This window comes from Rhizobium mesoamericanum STM3625, assembly GCF_000312665.1.
Taxonomy (GTDB): Bacteria; Pseudomonadota; Alphaproteobacteria; order Rhizobiales; family Rhizobiaceae; genus Rhizobium; species Rhizobium mesoamericanum.
The window spans coordinates 1374999-1393717 of record NZ_HF536773.1; the positions used below are offsets into that span (position 1 = coordinate 1374999).

At 58.1% G+C, this 18719-nt stretch carries 18 protein-coding genes; 12 read left to right on the forward strand and 6 right to left on the reverse strand.

Going from position 1 to position 18719, the window contains the following annotated elements; genetic code table 11:
• Positions 1-271 precede the first annotated feature (271 nt).
• The 8 genes from BN77_RS35980 (at position 272) to BN77_RS26700 (ending at position 8249) form a co-directional block, all read left to right on the forward strand.
• Positions 272-433, forward strand: a complete 162-nt coding sequence (locus BN77_RS35980; RefSeq protein ID WP_007538049.1) for a type II toxin-antitoxin system TacA family antitoxin — start codon at positions 272-274, stop codon at positions 431-433.
• Between the two features lie 334 nt (positions 434-767).
• Positions 768-935, forward strand: a complete 168-nt coding sequence (locus tag BN77_RS35120) for a GCN5 family acetyltransferase (RefSeq protein WP_244426240.1) — start codon at positions 768-770, stop codon at positions 933-935.
• 239 nt (positions 936-1174) lie between these two features.
• Positions 1175-2101 carry an ArsR/SmtB family transcription factor gene (locus BN77_RS26675; RefSeq protein ID WP_007538051.1) on the forward strand — a complete coding sequence of 309 codons (927 nt, stop codon included), beginning with the start codon at positions 1175-1177 and terminating at the stop codon, positions 2099-2101.
• A 106-nt stretch (positions 2102-2207) separates the two neighbouring features.
• Positions 2208-3722 (forward strand): arabinosylfuranosidase ArfA, encoded by a 1515-nt coding sequence (gene arfA, locus BN77_RS26680; protein ID WP_007538053.1) that lies wholly within the window; start codon positions 2208-2210, stop codon positions 3720-3722.
• Positions 3723-3962: 240 nt separating this feature from the next.
• Positions 3963-5063: an ABC transporter ATP-binding protein gene (locus BN77_RS26685; protein ID WP_007538057.1), complete on the forward strand. Its 1101-nt coding sequence runs from the start codon at positions 3963-3965 to the stop codon at positions 5061-5063.
• A complete protein-coding gene (locus tag BN77_RS26690) occupies positions 5056-5991 on the forward strand; it encodes a carbohydrate ABC transporter permease (protein ID WP_007538059.1) in 936 nt (311 codons plus the stop codon). The genes BN77_RS26685 and BN77_RS26690 overlap by 8 nt, the downstream gene beginning before the upstream one ends.
• On the forward strand, positions 5988-6839 hold the full coding sequence (locus BN77_RS26695) for a carbohydrate ABC transporter permease (RefSeq protein ID WP_007538061.1): 852 nt from the start codon (positions 5988-5990) through the stop codon (positions 6837-6839). Before BN77_RS26690 ends, BN77_RS26695 begins: the two co-directional genes overlap by 4 nt.
• 84 nt (positions 6840-6923) lie before the next feature.
• Positions 6924-8249, forward strand: a complete 1326-nt coding sequence (locus BN77_RS26700; RefSeq protein WP_007538064.1) for an ABC transporter substrate-binding protein — start codon at positions 6924-6926, stop codon at positions 8247-8249.
• Between the two features lie 88 nt (positions 8250-8337).
• Here BN77_RS26700 and BN77_RS26705 read toward each other — a convergent pair whose 3' ends face one another.
• From BN77_RS26705 to BN77_RS26730, 6 genes are all read right to left on the reverse strand, one after another.
• Complete coding sequence (locus tag BN77_RS26705) at positions 8338-9540, reverse strand: MFS transporter (RefSeq protein WP_007538066.1); 1203 nt, start codon at positions 9538-9540, stop codon at positions 8338-8340.
• Between the two features lie 90 nt (positions 9541-9630).
• Positions 9631-11067 carry a M81 family metallopeptidase gene (locus BN77_RS26710; RefSeq protein WP_007538068.1) on the reverse strand — a complete coding sequence of 479 codons (1437 nt, stop codon included), beginning with the start codon at positions 11065-11067 and terminating at the stop codon, positions 9631-9633.
• Between the two features lie 8 nt (positions 11068-11075).
• Positions 11076-12995 carry a beta-N-acetylhexosaminidase gene (locus BN77_RS26715; RefSeq protein WP_007538070.1) on the reverse strand — a complete coding sequence of 640 codons (1920 nt, stop codon included), beginning with the start codon at positions 12993-12995 and terminating at the stop codon, positions 11076-11078.
• A gap of 25 nt (positions 12996-13020) precedes the next feature.
• A complete protein-coding gene (locus tag BN77_RS26720; protein WP_007538072.1) occupies positions 13021-13797 on the reverse strand; it encodes an SDR family oxidoreductase in 777 nt (258 codons plus the stop codon).
• A gap of 27 nt (positions 13798-13824) precedes the next feature.
• A complete protein-coding gene (locus tag BN77_RS26725) occupies positions 13825-14688 on the reverse strand; it encodes a MurR/RpiR family transcriptional regulator (RefSeq protein WP_007538075.1) in 864 nt (287 codons plus the stop codon).
• A gap of 19 nt (positions 14689-14707) precedes the next feature.
• Complete coding sequence (locus tag BN77_RS26730) at positions 14708-15097, reverse strand: RidA family protein (RefSeq protein WP_007538077.1); 390 nt, start codon at positions 15095-15097, stop codon at positions 14708-14710.
• A gap of 110 nt (positions 15098-15207) precedes the next feature.
• On the opposite strand from BN77_RS26730, the gene BN77_RS26735 reads away from it, so the two are divergent.
• The 4 genes from BN77_RS26735 to BN77_RS32575 all read left to right on the forward strand — a co-directional run bounded on the left by BN77_RS26735 (position 15208) and on the right by BN77_RS32575 (position 18692).
• Positions 15208-15693, forward strand: coding sequence for a hypothetical protein (locus tag BN77_RS26735; RefSeq protein WP_007538078.1), 486 nt, complete (start codon positions 15208-15210; stop codon positions 15691-15693).
• 19 nt (positions 15694-15712) lie between these two features.
• On the forward strand, positions 15713-17173 hold the full coding sequence (locus BN77_RS26740) for a M81 family metallopeptidase (protein WP_007538080.1): 1461 nt from the start codon (positions 15713-15715) through the stop codon (positions 17171-17173).
• Positions 17174-17189: 16 nt separating this feature from the next.
• Complete coding sequence (locus BN77_RS26745) at positions 17190-18290, forward strand: D-TA family PLP-dependent enzyme (RefSeq protein ID WP_007538082.1); 1101 nt, start codon at positions 17190-17192, stop codon at positions 18288-18290.
• A 105-nt stretch (positions 18291-18395) separates the two neighbouring features.
• Complete coding sequence (locus BN77_RS32575; RefSeq protein WP_007538084.1) at positions 18396-18692, forward strand: hypothetical protein; 297 nt, start codon at positions 18396-18398, stop codon at positions 18690-18692.
• Positions 18693-18719: the final 27 nt, after the last annotated feature.

The window sequence follows — 18719 nt, forward strand, 5'->3', positions numbered from 1 at the left end:
CCGCGATTGATGCGCATTGATGGAAAACGCTTTGGCCTCCAAGATCTCGATGTGAACTCGATCATCCATGCGTACTCCATTTCGCTATACAGCGCACTATCTTTCTGTAAAGGAGATAGGATATGCCCCTCGTCGAACGCAAAGATTTGCCGATCGCAATGCGCCTGCCGGCAACGGACGTTGCAATGATCGATCGTGCGGCCGACCTACGCGGCCGCTCCCGCACTGCCTTGTGCGCGACGCCGCCGTGCGCGCGGCCGAGGAAGTCATCATGGAGCAGGTGCTTGTCCGCGTGGTGCTTGTCCGCATGAGTCATGAGGGATTCGCCGATTTTATCGAAGCTCTCTCCCGTCCGGCAGCTCCGGTTCCCGAAATGACCGAGCTGGCCAAGCGGCCTGCGCCTTGGGAATCCGGCTATGTGGCGAAGCGGTAAGACGTGTCGCTATCGGCACCCGAACCGCTTACCGCCACCCATGATGTTTTGAGCTTCTCCTGCGGTAAACCCACGCTCGATTACTGGTTGAAGACGACCGCGCTCTCCGATCAGCAAAAAGGCTTTACCGCCGTTCTTGTAGTCCATGAGGCCGGGCGGGTGATCGGATACTACGGGGTTGCGCCAATGGCTGTGGTTGCCTTGACCTTGCCGCGCTCTATTCACACCGGCCAACCACCCGATCCGGTTCCCTGCCTGCTTCTCGGACAACTCGCTACCGATCCGGAATGGGCGTGGCGTAGTATTGGCACGATTCTGGACACTCCAACGTTGCATGCAGGCTTCAGCACTAATCGGTGCGCGAGCATTGATGGTCAATGCGGTCGACGAGGACGCCGCTAAATTCTGGAGACGGCGATGTTTCACGCCTTCGAAGGACGATCCGCTCATCCTTTTTCGCGCCATCGCCGACATTGCCGCATCGCTGGCGAATTTCCGGTAACCATCAATGGCGTCGTGCTGTGTCACTTGCCTCAGCCTTGCCGATGATTCGGAGCGCTACAAGATCCAGCCCGGGTTGAGGATTGGAAAAGTCTGTTAACAGAGCTACCCAACGCCCTCTCGGATGGACTTTCCCTGAATCGGTGGCCAATCGCCCGATGGATCCATGCCAATGGCCAATTGATAACATCACATTTTCTGATATAGAACATCGATCACGTTGCCATAGATCGGAGCCCCATGAGCCGCAATTTTCTTGTCGTCGACCCCGAAGAGGGCATGGCTATTCTCAAGGGGTTGGCATCGCCGGCTCGAGTCGCAGTGCTGAAGCTTCTGCACGAGAAAGGCGCCCTGAACGTCAATGAAATTGCTGCTATACTTGACCTGCCGCAATCCAGCGTTTCAACCAATGTCCAGATGCTGGAAGAAGCCGGGCTGATACAGACTGAAACCCAAAAGGCACGCAAGGGCAACCAGAAGCTCTGCCGCAGCGTTTTTGATGAGATTCTCGTCGTCTTCAAGAACGAAATCAAGGAAACAGAACCGGACGCGATCGAGGTGTCGATGCCGCTCGGGCTCTATACAGGCTTTGAAGTGACGGCGCCTTGCGGGCTTTGTTCAGCCGATGGCATCATAGGGCTGCTTGACGTTCCCAATACCTTCCTTGATCCCGATCGCATGAAGGCCGGCCTCATTTGGTTCACGCGCGGCTATGTCGAGTATCAATTTCCAAACAACGCCCGACTGACGAATACCAGTGTCCGGGAGATCGAATTCGTGATGGAACTCAGTTCCGAGGTTCCTGGCACCAGCGCCGACTGGCCATCCGACATTACACTCACTGTCAACGGTGCAGACGTCGGCACCTGGACGTCTCCGGGTGATTTTGGCGACAAACGTGGGGTTTTCACCCCCGACTGGTGGAAGCTGAAGGGCTCGCAGTACGGCAAATTGAAAAACTTCCGCATCAATGATGATGGTGCCTTCGTGGACGGATTGCGCATTTCCGATGTCACGCTCGCCGATCTGAAGCTGGACGAACACCACTCGGTCCGCCTGCGGATCGGCGTACGCGACGACGCCAAGCATCCTGGCGGCATCAACATCTTCGGTCGCGGCTTCGGAAATTACGACCAGGACATCCTCCTGCGCCTGAAGACGCGGTGAGTCCATCCAATATTCGTATTTTTACGCTTGACCACGTCACCTGGTTCCGCTTTATTGATCTCAAAATGTGATATAAATCACAAATTACGATACTGTGGAGGAAAGCATGAGGGCTGCGGTTACAGCGCACAGCAAATACACGATCTCAGACATTGATCCGCGCCTTTATGGCTCCTTCATCGAGCACCTCGGCCGTGCCGTCTATACGGGCATCTATGAGCCGGATCATGCGACCGCCGACGAGAACGGCATGCGCAAGGATGTCATCGAGCTCGTCAAAGAACTGAAGGTCCCGATCGTGCGCTATCCCGGCGGCAATTTCGTGTCGGCCTACAACTGGGAAGACGGAATCGGCCCCAAGGAAGATCGCCCGACTCGCCTCGATCTTGCCTGGCACACCTCAGAGAGCAATCAGGTCGGCATCCACGAATTTGCCGATTGGTGTACGTCGGCCAACACCGAGATGATGCTGGCAGTCAATCTCGGCTCGCGCGGCCTCGATGAGGCGCGCAATTTCCTCGAATATGTCAATCATCCCGGAGGCAGCGAGTGGAGCGACAAGCGCATCGCCAACGGCCGGAAAGAGCCTTGGGACATCAAGCTATGGTGCCTTGGCAACGAGATGGATGGACCCTGGCAGATCGGCCACAAGACGGCCGACGAGTATGGCAGGCTGGCGCATGAGACAGCCAAGGCAATGCGCGCCTTCGACAGCTCGCTCGAACTCGTCGTCTGCGGTTCGTCGAACGCCCACATGCCGACCTATCCAGAATGGGAAGCAACTGTGCTCGACCACACCTACAACGAGGTCGACTATATCTCGCTGCACATGTACTTCGAAAATCGTGCCAAGAACACGGCCAACTATCTGGCCCGTAGCATCGAGCTCGATAACTACATTGGCACGGTCGCCGGCGTGATCGACTACATCAAGGCGAAGAAGCGCTCCACCAAGAACGTCTATATATCGTTTGACGAGTGGAACGTCTGGTATCACTCCAAGGAGCGAGACAAAGCAACGCTTGCGGGCGCGAATGGCTGGCCGCATGCGCCGGCCCTTTTGGAGGACGACTACAATTTTGAGGATGTGCTGCAAGTTGGCTGCATTCTCAATACCTTCATCAACCGGGCGGATGTCGTGAAGATCGCCTGCCTGGCGCAGCTTATCAACGTGATCGCCCCGATCATGACGGTTCCGGGTGGTCAGGCATGGCGCCAGACGATCTTCTATCCCTACTATTTCGCCTCCGTCTATGGTCGCGGAACAGCTCTCAAGCTGATGGTCGATAGCCCGACCTACAAGGTCGACGATCTTGGCGACGTTCCCTACCTCGATGTCTCAGCGGTTCACGATCCGGATAGGAACACGGTGACCTTCTTCATCGTCAATCGCCACGGCACGGAGACGCTCGATCTCGATGCAAACCTGCTCGAATTCGGTGCCCTCCGGATCGTCGACGATCAAGTTATTGCCCACAGCGATCTCGGCATCACGAACACTGCCGACAAGCCCGACAACGTCGCGCCGAAGGCTGTGACCGGTACAAGCGTAACCGACGGCAGGCTCAACGCGAGGATTGCACCGCTCTCCTATCGGATGATCCGCCTGCAGGCATTTTAAATCCGGTTTTTTGATACATATCAAATGATATGTTGACAAAACAATTGTATGATTTAACGTCAGCGCACTGGTCTTGACGTGCCACTGGGAGGAAGAGATGGGAGCAAGTGCTTCTGTTTTGGCACTATCACTGACCAAGGGAGGTATGTCTGTAACGACGTACACTCTCTTGGAAGAGGCATGCCACAGGCGTGACCATATCGGCATTTTGGGTACCTATTGCAGTCCTGGAACAGCCGAATGACCGCCAATATAGAAATCCAGAATGTCACCAAGCGTTATGGTTCAATGACGGTGCTAGATGGCCTGTCATTGTCAATCAAGGCAAACGAGTTCATGGTCTTCCTTGGCCCTTCCGGCTGCGGCAAGTCCACGCTCCTTCGCATGATCGCGGGCCTTGAAAGCGTGGATGACGGTACAATCTCGATCAATGGCGAGCGCATCGACACATTGCCACCCGGCCAGCGCGACATCGCAATGGTCTTTCAGTCCTATGCGCTCTATCCGCATATGACGGTGGCCGACAACATGGCCTTCGGATTGCGTAACATCAACGTTTCGTCCGAGGTGATCTCCGCACGCATTGCTGAAGCGGCCCGCATGCTCGAAATCGGCCATCTATTGGAGCGCAAGCCGGGTCAGCTTTCTGGCGGTCAGCGCCAACGAGTCGCGATTGGCCGCGCAATCGTCAAGGAGCCAAAGGCGTTCCTCTTCGACGAGCCCTTATCCAACCTCGATGCCGCGTTACGCGTTCGCACCCGCGTCGAGCTCGCACAGCTGCGCCATCGGGTCAGATCGACAATGATCTTCGTCACGCACGACCAGATCGAGGCCATGACGCTGGCCGATCGCATCGTCGTCATGAACAATCGCAAAATCGAGCAGATCGGTACGCCGATGGAGATTTACTCGCGTCCGGCAAGTCGGTTTGTCGCAACCTTTGTCGGCTCGCCGACGATGAATTTCCTCAAGATCGGCGTGACTGAGGAAAACGGCTTTCTGCGAGCAAAGCTGCCAGACGGTAGCGAATTGCAGACGGCAATCCGGGCAGATGGAGTTAAGGCGGGCGAATATGACCTGGGCATTCGAGCCGAGGCGGTGAAGCGCGCCAACGGTATTGCTGCGACGACGACGGGAAAGGTTGATGTGCTGGAGCGTCTTGGCGACCGGACGCTTCTCTATACCCGTCTCAAGGACGGCAGTGTCATCGTAGCCGAGGATAGCGGCAACAGCCGCATTACGATCGGCGATGAAGTCGCCCTCAATCTTGACGGTACCCGCACTCACCTTTTCGACGACACCGGTCACGCCTGGCATAACGAGGAGGGGGGACATGGCTGAGGCGGCACTCAACGGCCAGCGCGTGGCGGCTCATGCCGCCGAACGGCGAAATGTCCAGAACATCAACGCGCCGCAGTGGCGCAATGCCCTCTTCGTGGCGCCCTATCTCCTCATTTTCGTCGCCCTTCTCGTTGTGCCCCTCTTCTGGGGTATCTGGCTGAGCCTGCACAAGGCCGATGCCTTCGGGGTCGGCAAGTTCGTCGGCCTCACCAACTACATACGCCTTTATAACGATCGCATCTTTCTGCAGGCGATCGGCAACACCTTCTATTTCGTCTTCCTGACAGTGCCGGCGCTTGCCATCATCGGCCTCCTCCTGGCGCTGGCGCTCAATCGGCGTACACGGACCGCGGCCATACTTCGCGCCTTCTATTTTTCGTCCTCCGTGCTGTCGGTGACGATCGTGACGCTTATCTGGCGCATCGTTTTCATCGGCAATTTCGGTCTGCTGGCGACGATCTATGGCTGGTTCGGGGCGACCGCACCCGCTTTCCTCTCCGACGCGCGACTGGCCATGATCGGCATTGCGATCGCGACCGTCTGGTGGTGTATCGGCCTGCCGATGATGCTCTTCCTCTCCGCGCTCCAGCAGGTGCCTGGCGAGATTTATGAGGCGGCCGCCCTCGACAATGCCAGCCGTTGGCGCACGCTTTGGCACATCACGCTGCCATCGATACGACGCACCTTCGTGCTTGTCGTCATCATCCAGATCGTCCTGCAATTCCAATTGTTTGGCCAAGCAAAGCTGATGACGCAAGGCGGCCCGAACAACGTATCCAAACCGGTAGTGCTCTACATCTACGAGGCAGCCTTCACCAAGTGGGACCTCGGGCTTGGTGCAGCGGCTTCCGAAGTCCTGTTCATGATGATCCTCATTGCCGCGATGGCGCAATACATTGCCTCGCGGCGCAAGGGAGAAGAAGGATGAGTGGATTTGTCTCGGGCAATATGGTCGGCCGGACCATGGGCGACCGCATCATTCTCGGCCTCGTAATCGGGCTGGCAGTTATCATGGTCGCACCAGTGGTCTGGGTAATTGCACTGTCGCTGAAGGACAACAAGGAACTGATGGAGGACATGAACTCGGTCTTCCGTGCGCCTTACTCGATCAAGAACTATATCGACGTCATCGGCACCTCCTCGGTATTTCGTTGGGTGCTGAACAGCACCATCGTTTCCGGCGGCTTGACACTCGCGACGCTGGTCCTTTCGTCGCTTGCCGGCTATGGCTTCGCGCGGCTGAATTTCCCGTTCCGCAACACGCTTTTCATCATCGTGCTGCTCGGCCTTGCAGTACCGGAACAGGCGGTGCTGATCGCTCGTCAGCAGATATTTGGCTGGCTGAAGCTGCACAACACCTATCCGGGGCTAATCCTGCCAGGGCTTTCGGCACCCTTCGGCGTCTTCCTGATGACGCAGTATTTTCGCGCTATCCCTAAGGAACTCGACGAAGCGGCCCTGCTCGACAACGCCAGCCGCTTCCAGATCTTCTGGAAGGTGCTGTTGCCGCTCACTATTCCCGCACAGGCGACGCTTGGCATCTTCACCTTCTTCGGCGCCTGGAACGACTATCTCTGGCCCCTGATTTCGGGCACCCGCAAGGAAATGTTCACGCTGACCGTTGGGATCGCGTCGACCCAGATGAATTTCGCGCAGTCTCAGGGGCTCGGCTTTCTGATGTCGCAGGCGGTCTTCGCCAGCGCGCCGATCCTCATCCTTTACCTGTTCTTCCAAAAATACATCGTCACGGCAGTGTCCGGCGCGGCAGTGCGCTGACACACGCCATCGGTAACACTGCACCCGCTCCCGGGGAGGGGGCTTGAAGCCAAGGGTCAAAGACCCGATGAGGAGGAGATGGAAATGACGCTTACGCTTAGAAAATACATGCTGGCGGCGGCCTCGGTGATCACGCTGGCCGGTGCAAACCCAGCCTTTGCAGCAACCGAGCTGACCGTACAGCGCTTCTTCGGCGCTTGCGACGCCGATTTCGGCACCAATACAGATGTCAGCAAGGCTGTAGGCGAGTGCGGCATCATCACCTCGCTGATCAACAAGTTCAATGCCGACAATCCGGATGTGCATGTCACGGTAACCACCGTTGAATGGCCGGGCTACGACCAGTTGACGGCGCAATTTGCCGCCGGCGACCCGCCAGATATCGTCACCATCCATCAGTCAGTTCTTGCCGACTATCAGTCTAAGGGCCTGCTGATGCCGTTGGACGACGTGTTGAAGTCTGTCGGTGTCGCATCTTCCGACTTCACCGATGCCAGCCTCAGCGGTGTGACCAAGGACGGCAAGATCTACGGGCTGCCGATCGACAACTGGACCATGCTGTACCACATCAACATGGATCTCTTCAAAAAGGCCGATCTGGTCAACGCGGATGGCACCCCGAAGCTTCCGACCAGCGTCGACGAGCTTCTCGCGCAGGCCAAGCAGTTCAAGGAGAAGACTGGCAAACCATACTTCGTCCAGAACCTCGCGAACGAAGTCGCTCTTTACACACGCAACCTCTACACCTACCTCTTCCAGCAGGATTCGAACTTCTTTGCCGATCCCAAGCAGGTCAAGATCAATACGCCCGAGGCCAAAAAGGTTCTCGAGATGTACAAGGCAATCTACGATAACGGCTATACGACCAAGGATCTCGACTATGCGGCCGGCATAAACGCCTTCCTTGCCGGCGAAGGCGGCGTTCATCTGAACGGTACGTGGGTCATCGGCGACTACACGGCATCGTCGGAAAAGGCCGGCACAGCGCTCAATGCTGGCGGCTATGCAGTCTATCCCTATCCTCAACTCTTCCCCGGCAAAAAGGCGCAGTATGCTGATGGCCATAGCTGGGCAGTGTCACAGAAAGACCGGTCCGAGGAGCAGACTGCCGCAATCGGCAAGTTCCTGAAGTTCTTCCATGACAACGACTTCGACTGGTCGCGCACTGGCCATTTGCCGGCCGTAAAAGCCGTACTTCAGTCCGACAAGTTTAAGGCTCTGCCGCATCGCGACACGATTTCCGCGGTCGCTACGCTCGGAACACCCCTGCCGTCAACCGTCCAACGCCAGTTTGCAATTCAGGACATCATTGGACAGGAAATGAGCGCCGCGGTCACTGGTCAGAAGGAAGTCGACGCAGCACTTGCCGACATGGAACAGCGCATCAACGAGTTGCTCGCCAACATCTGAGGCTCAACTCTCTCCCGAGCCCCAGGAGCAGATGCCCGCCGCCGGTCTCGCGGCGGGCATTTCCGTTAGGAAGGAGGCAGGAACAGCCTCAGCGCCGTTGTTTGGCTCGATCGAAAAAAAGCAGCAGTGCAAGGCCGATCAGGCCCGCCATGGCGCCGATGACGGCCGTCCCGGAATAGCCGCTGAGACCGGTGCCAATGGCAAAGAGAAGGGCGCTCAGCCCAGCGCTGACGAAAATATTGACGGATATCAACGCACTGCCGAGGCCCGGCCGGTCGGCGATCAGATCCTGTAGATAAGTGATCGGAATGCTGATGAGGGCCGCAGCTCCGATTCCGCTGATGATGGTCAATCCGTAGACATGCCAGGGAGCAGAGGCAAGGCCGAGCAAGATAAGGTAGACGACGTAGATGATCGTGCCCGCTGCCAGGGCAGTAACGTGACTCATGATCCGCTGGGCACGCCCCCAAACGAGGATAAACACGACCTCAAGGAAGGCAACGATGCCGACCAGGATCCCGACATCGCTGACGGTTCCATGTGCAGGCCCTGTAACAATCAGCGGCAGCACGGCGCCGTTCACGTGAAGCGTGCTGCTGATCAGCGACACCGCAATCACCCTGATTGCGACGCGCGGCGAGATGACTTCTGCTAGCGCGGACAGATAGGAAAGATGATGCGTTACAGCCTTGTCCGTTCGGCTCCGGTGCGGCAGGAATGCGGCAATCAGGCAGAGGCACGCCATGCAGGCGAGGCTTGCAAAGAGATAGGCTGGAAGCATGCTTGTCGACTGCGACAAGACAACGCCGACAAAGCCCGGCACCAGCACCCAGGAAAGCGAGATCATCGCCCGCACACCTGAGTTCACCGTCGCCACCTCGTCTCGCGCCATCCCGTTCGTGGAAGCACGTACATTGGCGAAAAGCAGTGAATTGAGTGCATTGTAGATCGGCAGCAGCAACAGCGCGCTGAAGACGAACGTCGCCTGCGCGGGGAAGAGGTAGACCGCGCCGTAACCGAAGATGCCGAAAACGACAACGGTCAGCATCAACGAGCGATACTCCCCAAGTTGGTCGGCAAGGTTGCCGAGCAGGATGCTGACGCTGACGTTGACGGCCGCAGCCGCAAAGATCAGCGCGGAATAGAGGCCGTTGCTCAGGCCAAGTTCGCGGATGCCGATGACGGATTGGTACGGCGAAGTCGCCGCCCCCGCAAAGCCAAAGGCGAAGATCGCGAGCATACTGACCCGGATCGTCGGGTCGCGAAATACATCGGGGAAGAGACGGGTCATAGTAGGAATCGAGGGAGGGATACCCGGTAGTGCGTGATGGAGGCGCCCTCGCAAGCTTGGCGCACCGCCGAAGCCTGCGAGGGCGAATGATCAGTCCGTCCAGCGCGCAGAAAGGCGCGCCCGTGGTGCATAGTCAAAGTCGCGATCGAACGGGAAGCAAGGCCTGGTCCTGCGCTTGCTCACAAGCCCCTCAATGTCCTGATTCACGACGCCCTGCGTCAAAGCCATCAGATTAGGGTTGGCGATTGGCGCAAGGTCCGGAGAAAGATAGCCTGACTTAACCACGAGCATGCGCACCGACTTTGGATCGAGCCCAAGGCGTTCGAAATCGGCGATATTGTGATAGGGCCGGCGGCGCGCAGCAAGCACGACCGTGATGCCTTCGATCCTCACCACCGCCTGTCGCTCGGCCGTGGGCCCAGGATCATCGAGGCAGACGACCTCGGCTTCGACGCGGACGGGCAGGCTCGAGGGATCCAGCGTCGCACCGATATCCAAATCGATCCGTGCGCTCTCGCCGGCAGCAAAGCATGCCTCGACTGCCGGTCGATCGGTTATGCCGGCAAGCAAGGCGCCGCAGAACTGACGGGCAAGCAATGCCTTTAGGACATCGGCACGATCACCAACGCCGCCCCCTGTCGGATTGTCGGCGGAATCGGCAAGGATTATGGGCGCCGTCGAGGCGTCCTCGGCAATATCGAGCATGGCGTCCAACGGGCCGGTCACCGGACCGAACACGAAGTCCTCGCGCGCGCTCCAATAGGACGTTGCGATCTCTTCTGCAGCGCGCACTGCCGCCTGCTTGTCGGTTGCCGTGACAACGGCACAGGCGGTCGCCCTCGGCTCATCCGCCCACACGTAGCCAATCATCAGATTGGTGTCGAGGATGCCTTCCCGTCGGTCCAAGTCAGGCAGCGCCATATAGAGGCTCTTGGCAGGCTCGTCCTCGGTCGAGGTTCGCTCCCCCGGCCACAGAACAGGTACGGGAGCCCAGGCTACACCCGGCCGTATACCTGACTTCAAGGCCTCGACGAGGATTGACCAGGCACGCACCATCGTTTCCCGCACGTCGATATGTGGTGCGGTCCGATAGCCCGCGAAAATATCGAGTTGATCGATAATCCTCTGGCTGACATTCCCGTGCAAATCGTAGCTCGCGGCGAGCACGCAATCCGGGCCGACGACGCGGCGAGCCGCGGCGATCCAATCTCCCTCTGCGTCATCCATTCCCTCGACATTCATAGCACCGTGCATTGCAAGGTAGAGGCCTTCGACTGGCAAGACAGCCTTCAACCGGTCAAGAAACTCGGCCTTGAACGTCTCATACGCCACCCTGGAAACCGGACCGCCAGGCACCGCGCGTGCATGCAAGAGCGGCAAGTGCTCTACCCCTGCCGCATCGAGGAAACTGAAATAGTCGGATGCCAGAAGCTCCTCAGCCCGTAGGACACGAAAATCCTCGACGGCCATCAGCACCGGCGAATAGGTGCTGCATTCGGTATGAATTCCACCAACGGCAATGCGCATAGCCGACCTCACAACTTCGGGCTCAAGGGTACGATGGCGGCGAAGCGATACCAGTCCTTCTTCGCTCGTGGCGTCCACGCAGCCTCCGCAACCGCCGGCAGGCGGGGGAAGACAAGCCGGTTGAAATAGCCGCGCGAGAGGAAGTGCTCCGACCAGATGCAGGCCTGGACGCCCTTCATTTTGCCCTTCAGGTCCTCGGGAAAGTCGCCCTCAGCTTCATAGGCATACGTATGCGCTGGTGACACGGTTCCAGCCCAGCTTGCACCCGGCTCCTGAAACGCCTCAGCTTGCACCATATCCAGATAATAGGCCTGCCCGGGCGTCATCACGACATCGTAACCTTCCCTGGCAAGATCAATGCCGACCTGCGGATTCTCCCAGGCCATCAGCAACGTGTCCTTGGCTGCAACGCCGCCACCATGCGCTACTTCGTTCCAACCGGCCAGTTTACGGCCGCGCGCCGTCAGCATGTGCTTCACGCGGGTGAGGAAATAGGATTGCAGTGCGAATGTCCCCGAAATCCCTTCCTTCTCCATCAATGCCTTGGCAAGTGGAGAGGCAAGCCAAGAGCCGTTCGCCACCTCATCGCCGCCGATGTGCAGGTATGAGGAGGGAAACAGCTCGACCATCTCGTCAAGCACCTTTTCGAGAAATTCGTAGGTCAGGGGGATCGCGGGATTGAGCGCATTGTTCGGATATCCCTGTACGGAATGATAGCTTTCCGGCGCCTCCTGACCATCGGTCAGATCCGGCAGTGCCGTCAACGTCGCCGTGCTATGACCGGGGATATCGATCTCGGGAATGATCTCAACATGTAATTCCGCCGCATGGGCGACAATATCGCGGACATCTTCCTGGGAATAGAAGCCTCCGACAGGTTCCGCACTGTTGCCAAGCTGTGGCAGGAGCGGCTCGTCCGGGCCACGAAGAACGCCAGTCGTCGTTAGTTCGGGATAGGCCTTGATCTCAAGCCGCCACGCCTCGTCGTCGGTCAGATGCCAATGGAAGATGTTGAGTTTTAACCAGGCGAGGATATCGATCAGGCGCTTGATATTAGCCGTCGGATAGAATTGACGCGAAACGTCGAGATGGCAGCCGCGCCAGCCGTATCGTGGCTCATCCGAAATCGTACCCGAAATTGGGAATCTGAACGTCTGTGGTTTGCTTCGGGCTCCGTGAAGCAACTGCGCAAGCGACGTCAGCCCATATTGACGCCCTGCAGCATCGGCAAAGGACAACGTAATCTGCGTTGCCGAGAAACTGATCCTATATCCCTCCGGGACTATCGTCGCATCGACCAGAAACTGTAAAGCTCGCCCCTGTGGCGAGGCAACGAGATTGAAGGGCGCGTGGTCGCTCTCGAAAAGCCGACGGCAAAGGGAAAGGATCACCGAGACAGCCCGCACGTCGTCGGCAGCCGATCCTTCCTTGGGATAAAGAACAACTGGAAAATCATCGCCTGGCTTGGCGTCGATGTCCGCCGGCCAAGGCTGCAGGGAAAATGGCAGCGGCAGCCTGCCTTCCGGGAGAAGCACCGGCGGGGGTTCGCTCACACGACCTTCGAGAAGCAGATCCGAAACGGCAATCGTCACATGCCTACCATCCGCCAGTGTGATGTATGCGGACTTGGCGCCGTCCGTACAGTGGCGAGCGGGCCTGTGAAGGCCGCTGACAGTAAACGTCCAGCTGCCGCCGGGCTGCAAGGAAAATCCTGTTGGCGGAGCGAATGCGTGGAAATTGGCGTTACGGCGCACGAAGGTAGCGTTCTCGCAGGCCTGTGCATCAACGACGCGCGTAAGCGAGGTATAGACAAGCGTGAAGCCAGAAAGCGCGACGTTGGAAAGATTGAAAAGGGAAAAGGTAAACCGGCCGTTCGGACCACCGTCCGGCTGCCACGAGCTTTCAAGGCGATAGGGCGCCACAGTCATCTCTGTTCCTCTCTGAGTATATCTTTCAATAGTGCTCGGATTGCGAAAATGTGCGGGCAAGTTCCGCCTGGCCGGCAGTCAAACCGCAGTCCACCGGCAGGCAAACGCCGGTGATTGCCGAAGCTTGCGGTCCGGCAAGAAACGCTACGGCGTTGGCAACATCCTTGGTATCGACGACGCGCTGGAGGGGATACCAGCGGCGAGCCTCTTCGAAGACGTTCGGGTTTGCCGCGGCGCGCGCTTCCCAAGCCTGCGTGCGTACAGTGCCGGGCGCAACCGCATTCGAGCGAATCCCGAGCTTGCCATACTCCACCGCGATCAATCTGGTCAGATGCAAAAGTCCCGCTTTCGCTGCACTATAGGCAGGATGGCCAAAAACGTACATGCCGTTGACGGATGCGATGTTGATGACCGAACCCTTCGAGGCTTCCAGCAGGCTCTCCACGGCGCGGAAGCACAGGAACGCGGCCTCAAGATTGAGAGCATTGTCCATGCGCCAAATTTCCGGGGTAGTATCGTGCAGGCTGACAGCGCGCGCAGCGCCGGCATTATTCACCAACGTCTTGACAGCACCAAGCGAGGCAGCCCGCCTCGCCATCTCGGCAACACTCGCCTCACTCGTTACATCGCAACCGTGCGCGATATAGCGATCGCCCGCGCCAAGCTCGCGCGCCACGTTTTCGGCCGCCGCAAGGTCGATGTCGACCAAAAGGACGGCGTCATGGTCCTCTGCGAGCCGTGCGGCAATGGCCCGGCCGATATCACCGGCGGCACCGGTTACGATCGCTACCGTCTTTTTCATTCTGCATCCCTTTTCGGCATGGAAATGTTAGTCCCCGAGCAATTGCCGGTCGTCTCCGTCGCGGTGGGCAACAAGCTGTTGCTTGATGCGGCGCAGGGACACAGCGGCCTTTGGCTGGATGGCGTAGGCGACGAGGCTGGCGAGAATATCGACGACCGCCAAATAGGCGATGCGCGTCGAGGTTGGCCGGAAGATATTGCTTCCTTCCTGCAGATCGACGGGCACGACGATCTCGGCCACCTTTGCGACCGGGCTATTGCTCTGAGTGAGCGCGATTGTCGTCACCCCGGACTCGCGCGCAAGCGTAAAAGCGCGGACAAGCTCGGCATTCCGTCCAGTGAAGGATGATCCAATCAATACATCTGTCGGCTTGGCGGCCGCTGCCATCATCAATTGCATGCCATGGTCGGAGCTTGCCGTCACATGCAGGCCGAAGCGAAACAGGCGGTTCTGCAATTCGCTGGCGATCATTGAGGAGTTGCCGCCGGAGCCGAAGGCATAAATCATGGCGGCACGCGAAAGGCGCTCGGCCGCCAGCTCGATTGCAGCCAGGTCGAGCGAACTATGAAGAAGAAAAAGCGCGTTCTGTGCCTTGGTGATGATGTCGCGCGCGACATCTGCCGGGTTGGTGCTTTTGGGCTCCGGCTTCAGGTAACGCATACCGACATAGGCTGTCCTCGCGAGTTGGACCTTGAAATCGGAAAAACTCTCGCAGCCGAGCCGCCTGCAGAAGCGTGTAACGGTCGGTGGCGAAACATCAGCCTTTTCCGCAAGCTCGATAATGGAGGCATTTACCGCAAATTCGAAGTCATTGAGGAGGATGTCCGCAATACGGTTTTCCGAGGGTGAAAGCCGGGTCTTCTCTTCCTGCAATGTCGAGAAAATGTCCATCGTGTCCCCCTCGGCTTCGCTACCGGTCCTTCGGCTTATACGCTACGCAATCGATTTCGACCTTGCAGTCAACCATCATCGACGATTGAACACAGGCCCTGGCCGGCGGGTGCTCACCGAAATATTGCTCGTAGATCGCATTGAAGGTCCAGAAATCGCGCGGATCATCGAGCCACACGCCACAGCGCACCACGTGCTCAACGCCGTATCCGGCCTCCTTGAGAATCGCCAACACGTTCTCGATCGTTTTATGCGTCTGTCCGACGATAGTTCCATCGATGATTTCGCCATTTTCCATGGCAACCTGACCCGAGATATAGAGCCAGCCGTCTGCTTCGACGGCACGTGCAAAGGGCAGAGGCTTGCCGCCGGCACCATTTTGAACCGTGCCATAGCGTTTGATGGACATCGATCGATCCTGCAAATTATTTTCGTATTAAGTTGACAAATGACCATATAAAGCGGAATTTGACCAGCGAAAAACACCGTTCATGAAAAGAATTTCAATCGGGGGAGATAATGCGCGATCCTTTCAAGAATCCATTTCCTGCGTCCGACATTGCCCGACACACGATTTGGGAAATGCTGGTTGCGCGCGACATCGACGCCTTTCTGGCCGCCGACTGGTCGATGGTCGAGCAGGACTTTGTTGAGGACGGATTCATTGGTATCGACGCGCGCAAGCAGGTGAGCCCCGACCAGTGGCATCTGGCATTTCCGACGCTGTCGGCCTACCGGGACGAGTGGCTGCGCCAAGCAAGGGACTTTGCAACGCAGTCCTTCTCAGAGGATACCCGCGCTGCGATCTTTACGACCACAACGCTTGAAGACATCGAAGTTGAAGCTGACGTGGCGCTCGTGCGCAAGAAGTTCGACGGGGGCCTTAGCAAGGCCGATGGTACGCGTGATGTGCTGCAGTGGCAGACACTTTATTATTGCCGTCTGCATGAAGGTCGCTGGAAGATATGCGGCTTTACCGGCTATCTGCCAAACCCGATGGGCTAATCAACAAAAGGCCGAACCATTGCGCATATTTACGGCGGCGCTCGCAACCGAAACCAACACCTTCTCCCCGATTTGCGTCGATCGGCGCGCCTTCGAGGCGTCTCTCTATGCTCCTCCCGGGCTACATCCGGAAACCCCGACTCTCTGCTCGGCACCCCTCACGGTCGGGCGCCGCATCTGCATAGAAAAGGGGTGGGATCTGATCGAGGGAACGGCCGCCTGGGCAGATCCGGCCGGCCTCGTGAACCGCTCTACCTATGAGGGACTGCGCGATGAGGTGCTGACACAGCTCAGGGCTGCAATGCCAGTCGACGCCGTTGTCCTCGGCCTCCACGGCGCCATGGTTGCCGCCGGTTACGAGGACACGGAGGGTGACATATTGGCACGCGTGCGCGAGATCGTCGGGCCGGACATTCTTGTCTGCGCCGAGCTTGATCCGCATAGTCATCTGACCGCCAAACGGCTCGCCGCCGCAGATTTCTTCGTCTACTTCAAGGAGTTCCCGCACACAGACTTTGTCGATCGAGCGGAGGACCTTTGGCGGATTGCCGTTGATACGCTGGAAGGCCGGCTGCGTCCCGTCATGTCCGTATTCGATTGCCGGATGATCGATGTCTTTCCGACCTCGCGCGATCCGATGCGATCCTTCGTCGACAAAATCATGCGCCTGGAGAAGGAAGTCGCTGACATCCTGTCAATCTCGGTTATCCATGGCTTCATGGCGGGGGACGTACCGGAAATGGGTACGAAGATGCTTGTTGTCACCAATGACAAGCGGGAAAAGGGCGAGGCTTTAGCGCGTGAACTCGGCCTCGAGCTGTTTTCCAAACGTGGCACCTTTATTATGCCGCAGATCGATGAGATCGAAGCGGTGGCGCGGGCCACCGCCGCAACCTCGTGGCCTGTGGTGATCGCTGATGTTTGGGACAATCCTGGCGGGGGCACCGCAGGCGACGCCACCGTGCTTCTGCGAGAGCTTCTGGATCAAGGCGTAAGAGGCGCCGCGGTCGGGACGATCTGGGATCCGATGGCAGTGCAGATATGCATGGCGGCTGGGGAGGGGGCGGAGATTCCGTTACGGTTCGGCGCAAAGTCTGCGCCTGGCACTGGCAACCCAATAGACGGCGTCGTTAAGGTGGTAAAGCTCGTCGTGAACGCAGAGATGCAGTTCGGCAAGAGCATTGCGCCGTTCGGCGATGCGGTACATGTGACACTCGACGGCATCGACATCATCCTGAATTCGACCCGCGCACAGAGCTTCGATCCGAGCCTTTTTTCGGTCATGGGTATCGATCCGATGTCCAAGAAAATCCTGGTCATCAAATCGACCAATCATTTCTACGCATCGTTCTCCAAAATTGCCGCGGAGATCATTTACTGCTCGGCCGGAACGCCTTATCCCAACAATCCAGCCAAGACACCATACCGTCGGGCGCCGAAGAACATCTGGCCTATGGTCGCCGACCCTCACGGCCAATAACGCAGAGAGCCGTCATATGCAGGAAAATCCGTTCGCCGTCGTTGCCAAGCCGGGTGACAGGGTTGCCGATCTTTCGACGCCGCGCCCGATCATCGACGAGGATCGGCTGGCGGCAAACATCGCCAGGGTTCAGGCTTATATGGATCAGCATGGCCTCAACTTCCGGCCGCATATCAAGACGCATAAGATCCCAGCACTCGCCGCCGAACAGATCACTGCCGGTGCAAAAGGTATCAACTGCCAGAAGATTAGCGAAGCGGAAGCCTTTGCTGCGGCTGGCTTCGAAGATATCCTGATCACCTTCAACATCCTCGGCCCGCAAAAACTCGAACGTCTCGGAGCGCTCAACGAGCGGATCTCGGATCTCAAGGTCGTTGCAGACAGCACGGCCACGGTCGATGGTCTGTCCTCCTACTTCGCGTCCCGGAAACCATTGACTGTTCTCGTGGAATGCGACACCGGCGGTGGGCGGTGTGGCGTCCAGACACCCGAAGAAGCAAGAAGCCTTGCAGAGCACATAAACAACACCCCAGGCCTTGCGTTTGGTGGCCTCCTCAATTACCCGAAGCCCGGCTCCGCCGCGGTGGTCCAAGCGTTCCTCAACGAGGCACTGCTCCTCTTGAGAGCCGACGGCATTGCCTGTCCAACTGTCAGCAACGGCGGTACGCCGAGCCTCTTTGAGGCGCATCTCGTCAGTGCCGCGACCGAGCATCGCGCAGGCACTTATATCTACAACGACCGCTCCATGGTCCGCGCCGGCCACTGCAGCGAGGCCGACTGCGCCATGCATGTCCTGGCAACGGTCGTGTCTCGCCCAACGGCAGATCGCGCCGTCATCGACGCCGGTTCAAAGGCGCTGACCTCCGATCTGCTTGGATTTGCCGACTACGGGACGGTGGTGGGTTACCCCGAGGCCGTGATCACCGGGCTGTCCGAGGAACATGGCGTCATTGATCTGTCGAAATGTGGCGATACGCGTCCGAAGATCGGTGATAAGATCCGGATCATCCCCAATCACACCTGCGTTGTCTCCAATCTCTTCGACACGATGGTCTTTCATCGTGACGGCGTGGTAACGCGCGTCGAGAATGTGGCGGCGCGTGGCCTGGTCTGGTAGTCTGGGTTTCTCGCTGAGACCTCCCTTCGACGTACCCCCCTTGACCTTACGCGATTGAAAAATATCTTCTTTCGCGCGGCGTTCGGTGCGTGGGAGGTCAGATCGATGAAAATCTCTGTTGCATTGGGAATAGCGGCCAGTCTGTTGGCGATATCGGCGGCCGAGCCGCCCTGGCAATGGCAGACCTTTCAGGGCGTACGTATGGACTCACATCCCCTGTTGCTGGCGCGGTTTGACAGAACGTATCGCTATTGCCTACCCGAAGCCAACTACCGCGGCTCACCCTATCCGACCCATCCCTGGCACGTTACAGCGCTGAGAAGCTGCATGTACCGATTCGGCATTGTCGACCGGGGCGCCTATTCCTATCCGGCAAACAGGCTTTTCTATCGTCTATATTGAGGTAACGACTGAGCACGGGTGCTGCCG

What these genes read in the sequence shown, in the direction of transcription:
- BN77_RS26745 (WP_007538082.1), top strand. Translation starts at nt 17,190, where the DNA reads ATGCAGGAAAATCCGTTCGCCGTCGTTGCCAAGCCGGGTGACAGGGTT.
- BN77_RS26705 (WP_007538066.1), bottom strand. Translation starts at nt 9,540, where the DNA reads ATGACCCGTCTCTTCCCCGATGTATTTCGCGACCCGACGATCCGGGTC.
- BN77_RS26735 (WP_007538078.1), top strand. Translation starts at nt 15,208, where the DNA reads ATGCGCGATCCTTTCAAGAATCCATTTCCTGCGTCCGACATTGCCCGA.
- BN77_RS35980 (WP_007538049.1), top strand. Translation starts at nt 272, where the DNA reads ATGGAGCAGGTGCTTGTCCGCGTGGTGCTTGTCCGCATGAGTCATGAG.
- BN77_RS26725 (WP_007538075.1), bottom strand. Translation starts at nt 14,688, where the DNA reads ATGGACATTTTCTCGACATTGCAGGAAGAGAAGACCCGGCTTTCACCC.
- BN77_RS26720 (WP_007538072.1), bottom strand. Translation starts at nt 13,797, where the DNA reads ATGAAAAAGACGGTAGCGATCGTAACCGGTGCCGCCGGTGATATCGGC.
- BN77_RS26715 (WP_007538070.1), bottom strand. Translation starts at nt 12,995, where the DNA reads ATGACTGTGGCGCCCTATCGCCTTGAAAGCTCGTGGCAGCCGGACGGT.
- BN77_RS26695 (WP_007538061.1), top strand. Translation starts at nt 5,988, where the DNA reads ATGAGTGGATTTGTCTCGGGCAATATGGTCGGCCGGACCATGGGCGAC.
- BN77_RS35120 (WP_244426240.1), top strand. Translation starts at nt 768, where the DNA reads ATGCAGGCTTCAGCACTAATCGGTGCGCGAGCATTGATGGTCAATGCG.
- BN77_RS26675 (WP_007538051.1), top strand. Translation starts at nt 1,175, where the DNA reads ATGAGCCGCAATTTTCTTGTCGTCGACCCCGAAGAGGGCATGGCTATT.
- BN77_RS26700 (WP_007538064.1), top strand. Translation starts at nt 6,924, where the DNA reads ATGACGCTTACGCTTAGAAAATACATGCTGGCGGCGGCCTCGGTGATC.
- BN77_RS26710 (WP_007538068.1), bottom strand. Translation starts at nt 11,067, where the DNA reads ATGCGCATTGCCGTTGGTGGAATTCATACCGAATGCAGCACCTATTCG.
- BN77_RS26730 (WP_007538077.1), bottom strand. Translation starts at nt 15,097, where the DNA reads ATGTCCATCAAACGCTATGGCACGGTTCAAAATGGTGCCGGCGGCAAG.
- BN77_RS32575 (WP_007538084.1), top strand. Translation starts at nt 18,396, where the DNA reads ATGAAAATCTCTGTTGCATTGGGAATAGCGGCCAGTCTGTTGGCGATA.
- BN77_RS26690 (WP_007538059.1), top strand. Translation starts at nt 5,056, where the DNA reads ATGGCTGAGGCGGCACTCAACGGCCAGCGCGTGGCGGCTCATGCCGCC.
- arfA (WP_007538053.1), top strand. Translation starts at nt 2,208, where the DNA reads ATGAGGGCTGCGGTTACAGCGCACAGCAAATACACGATCTCAGACATT.
- BN77_RS26685 (WP_007538057.1), top strand. Translation starts at nt 3,963, where the DNA reads ATGACCGCCAATATAGAAATCCAGAATGTCACCAAGCGTTATGGTTCA.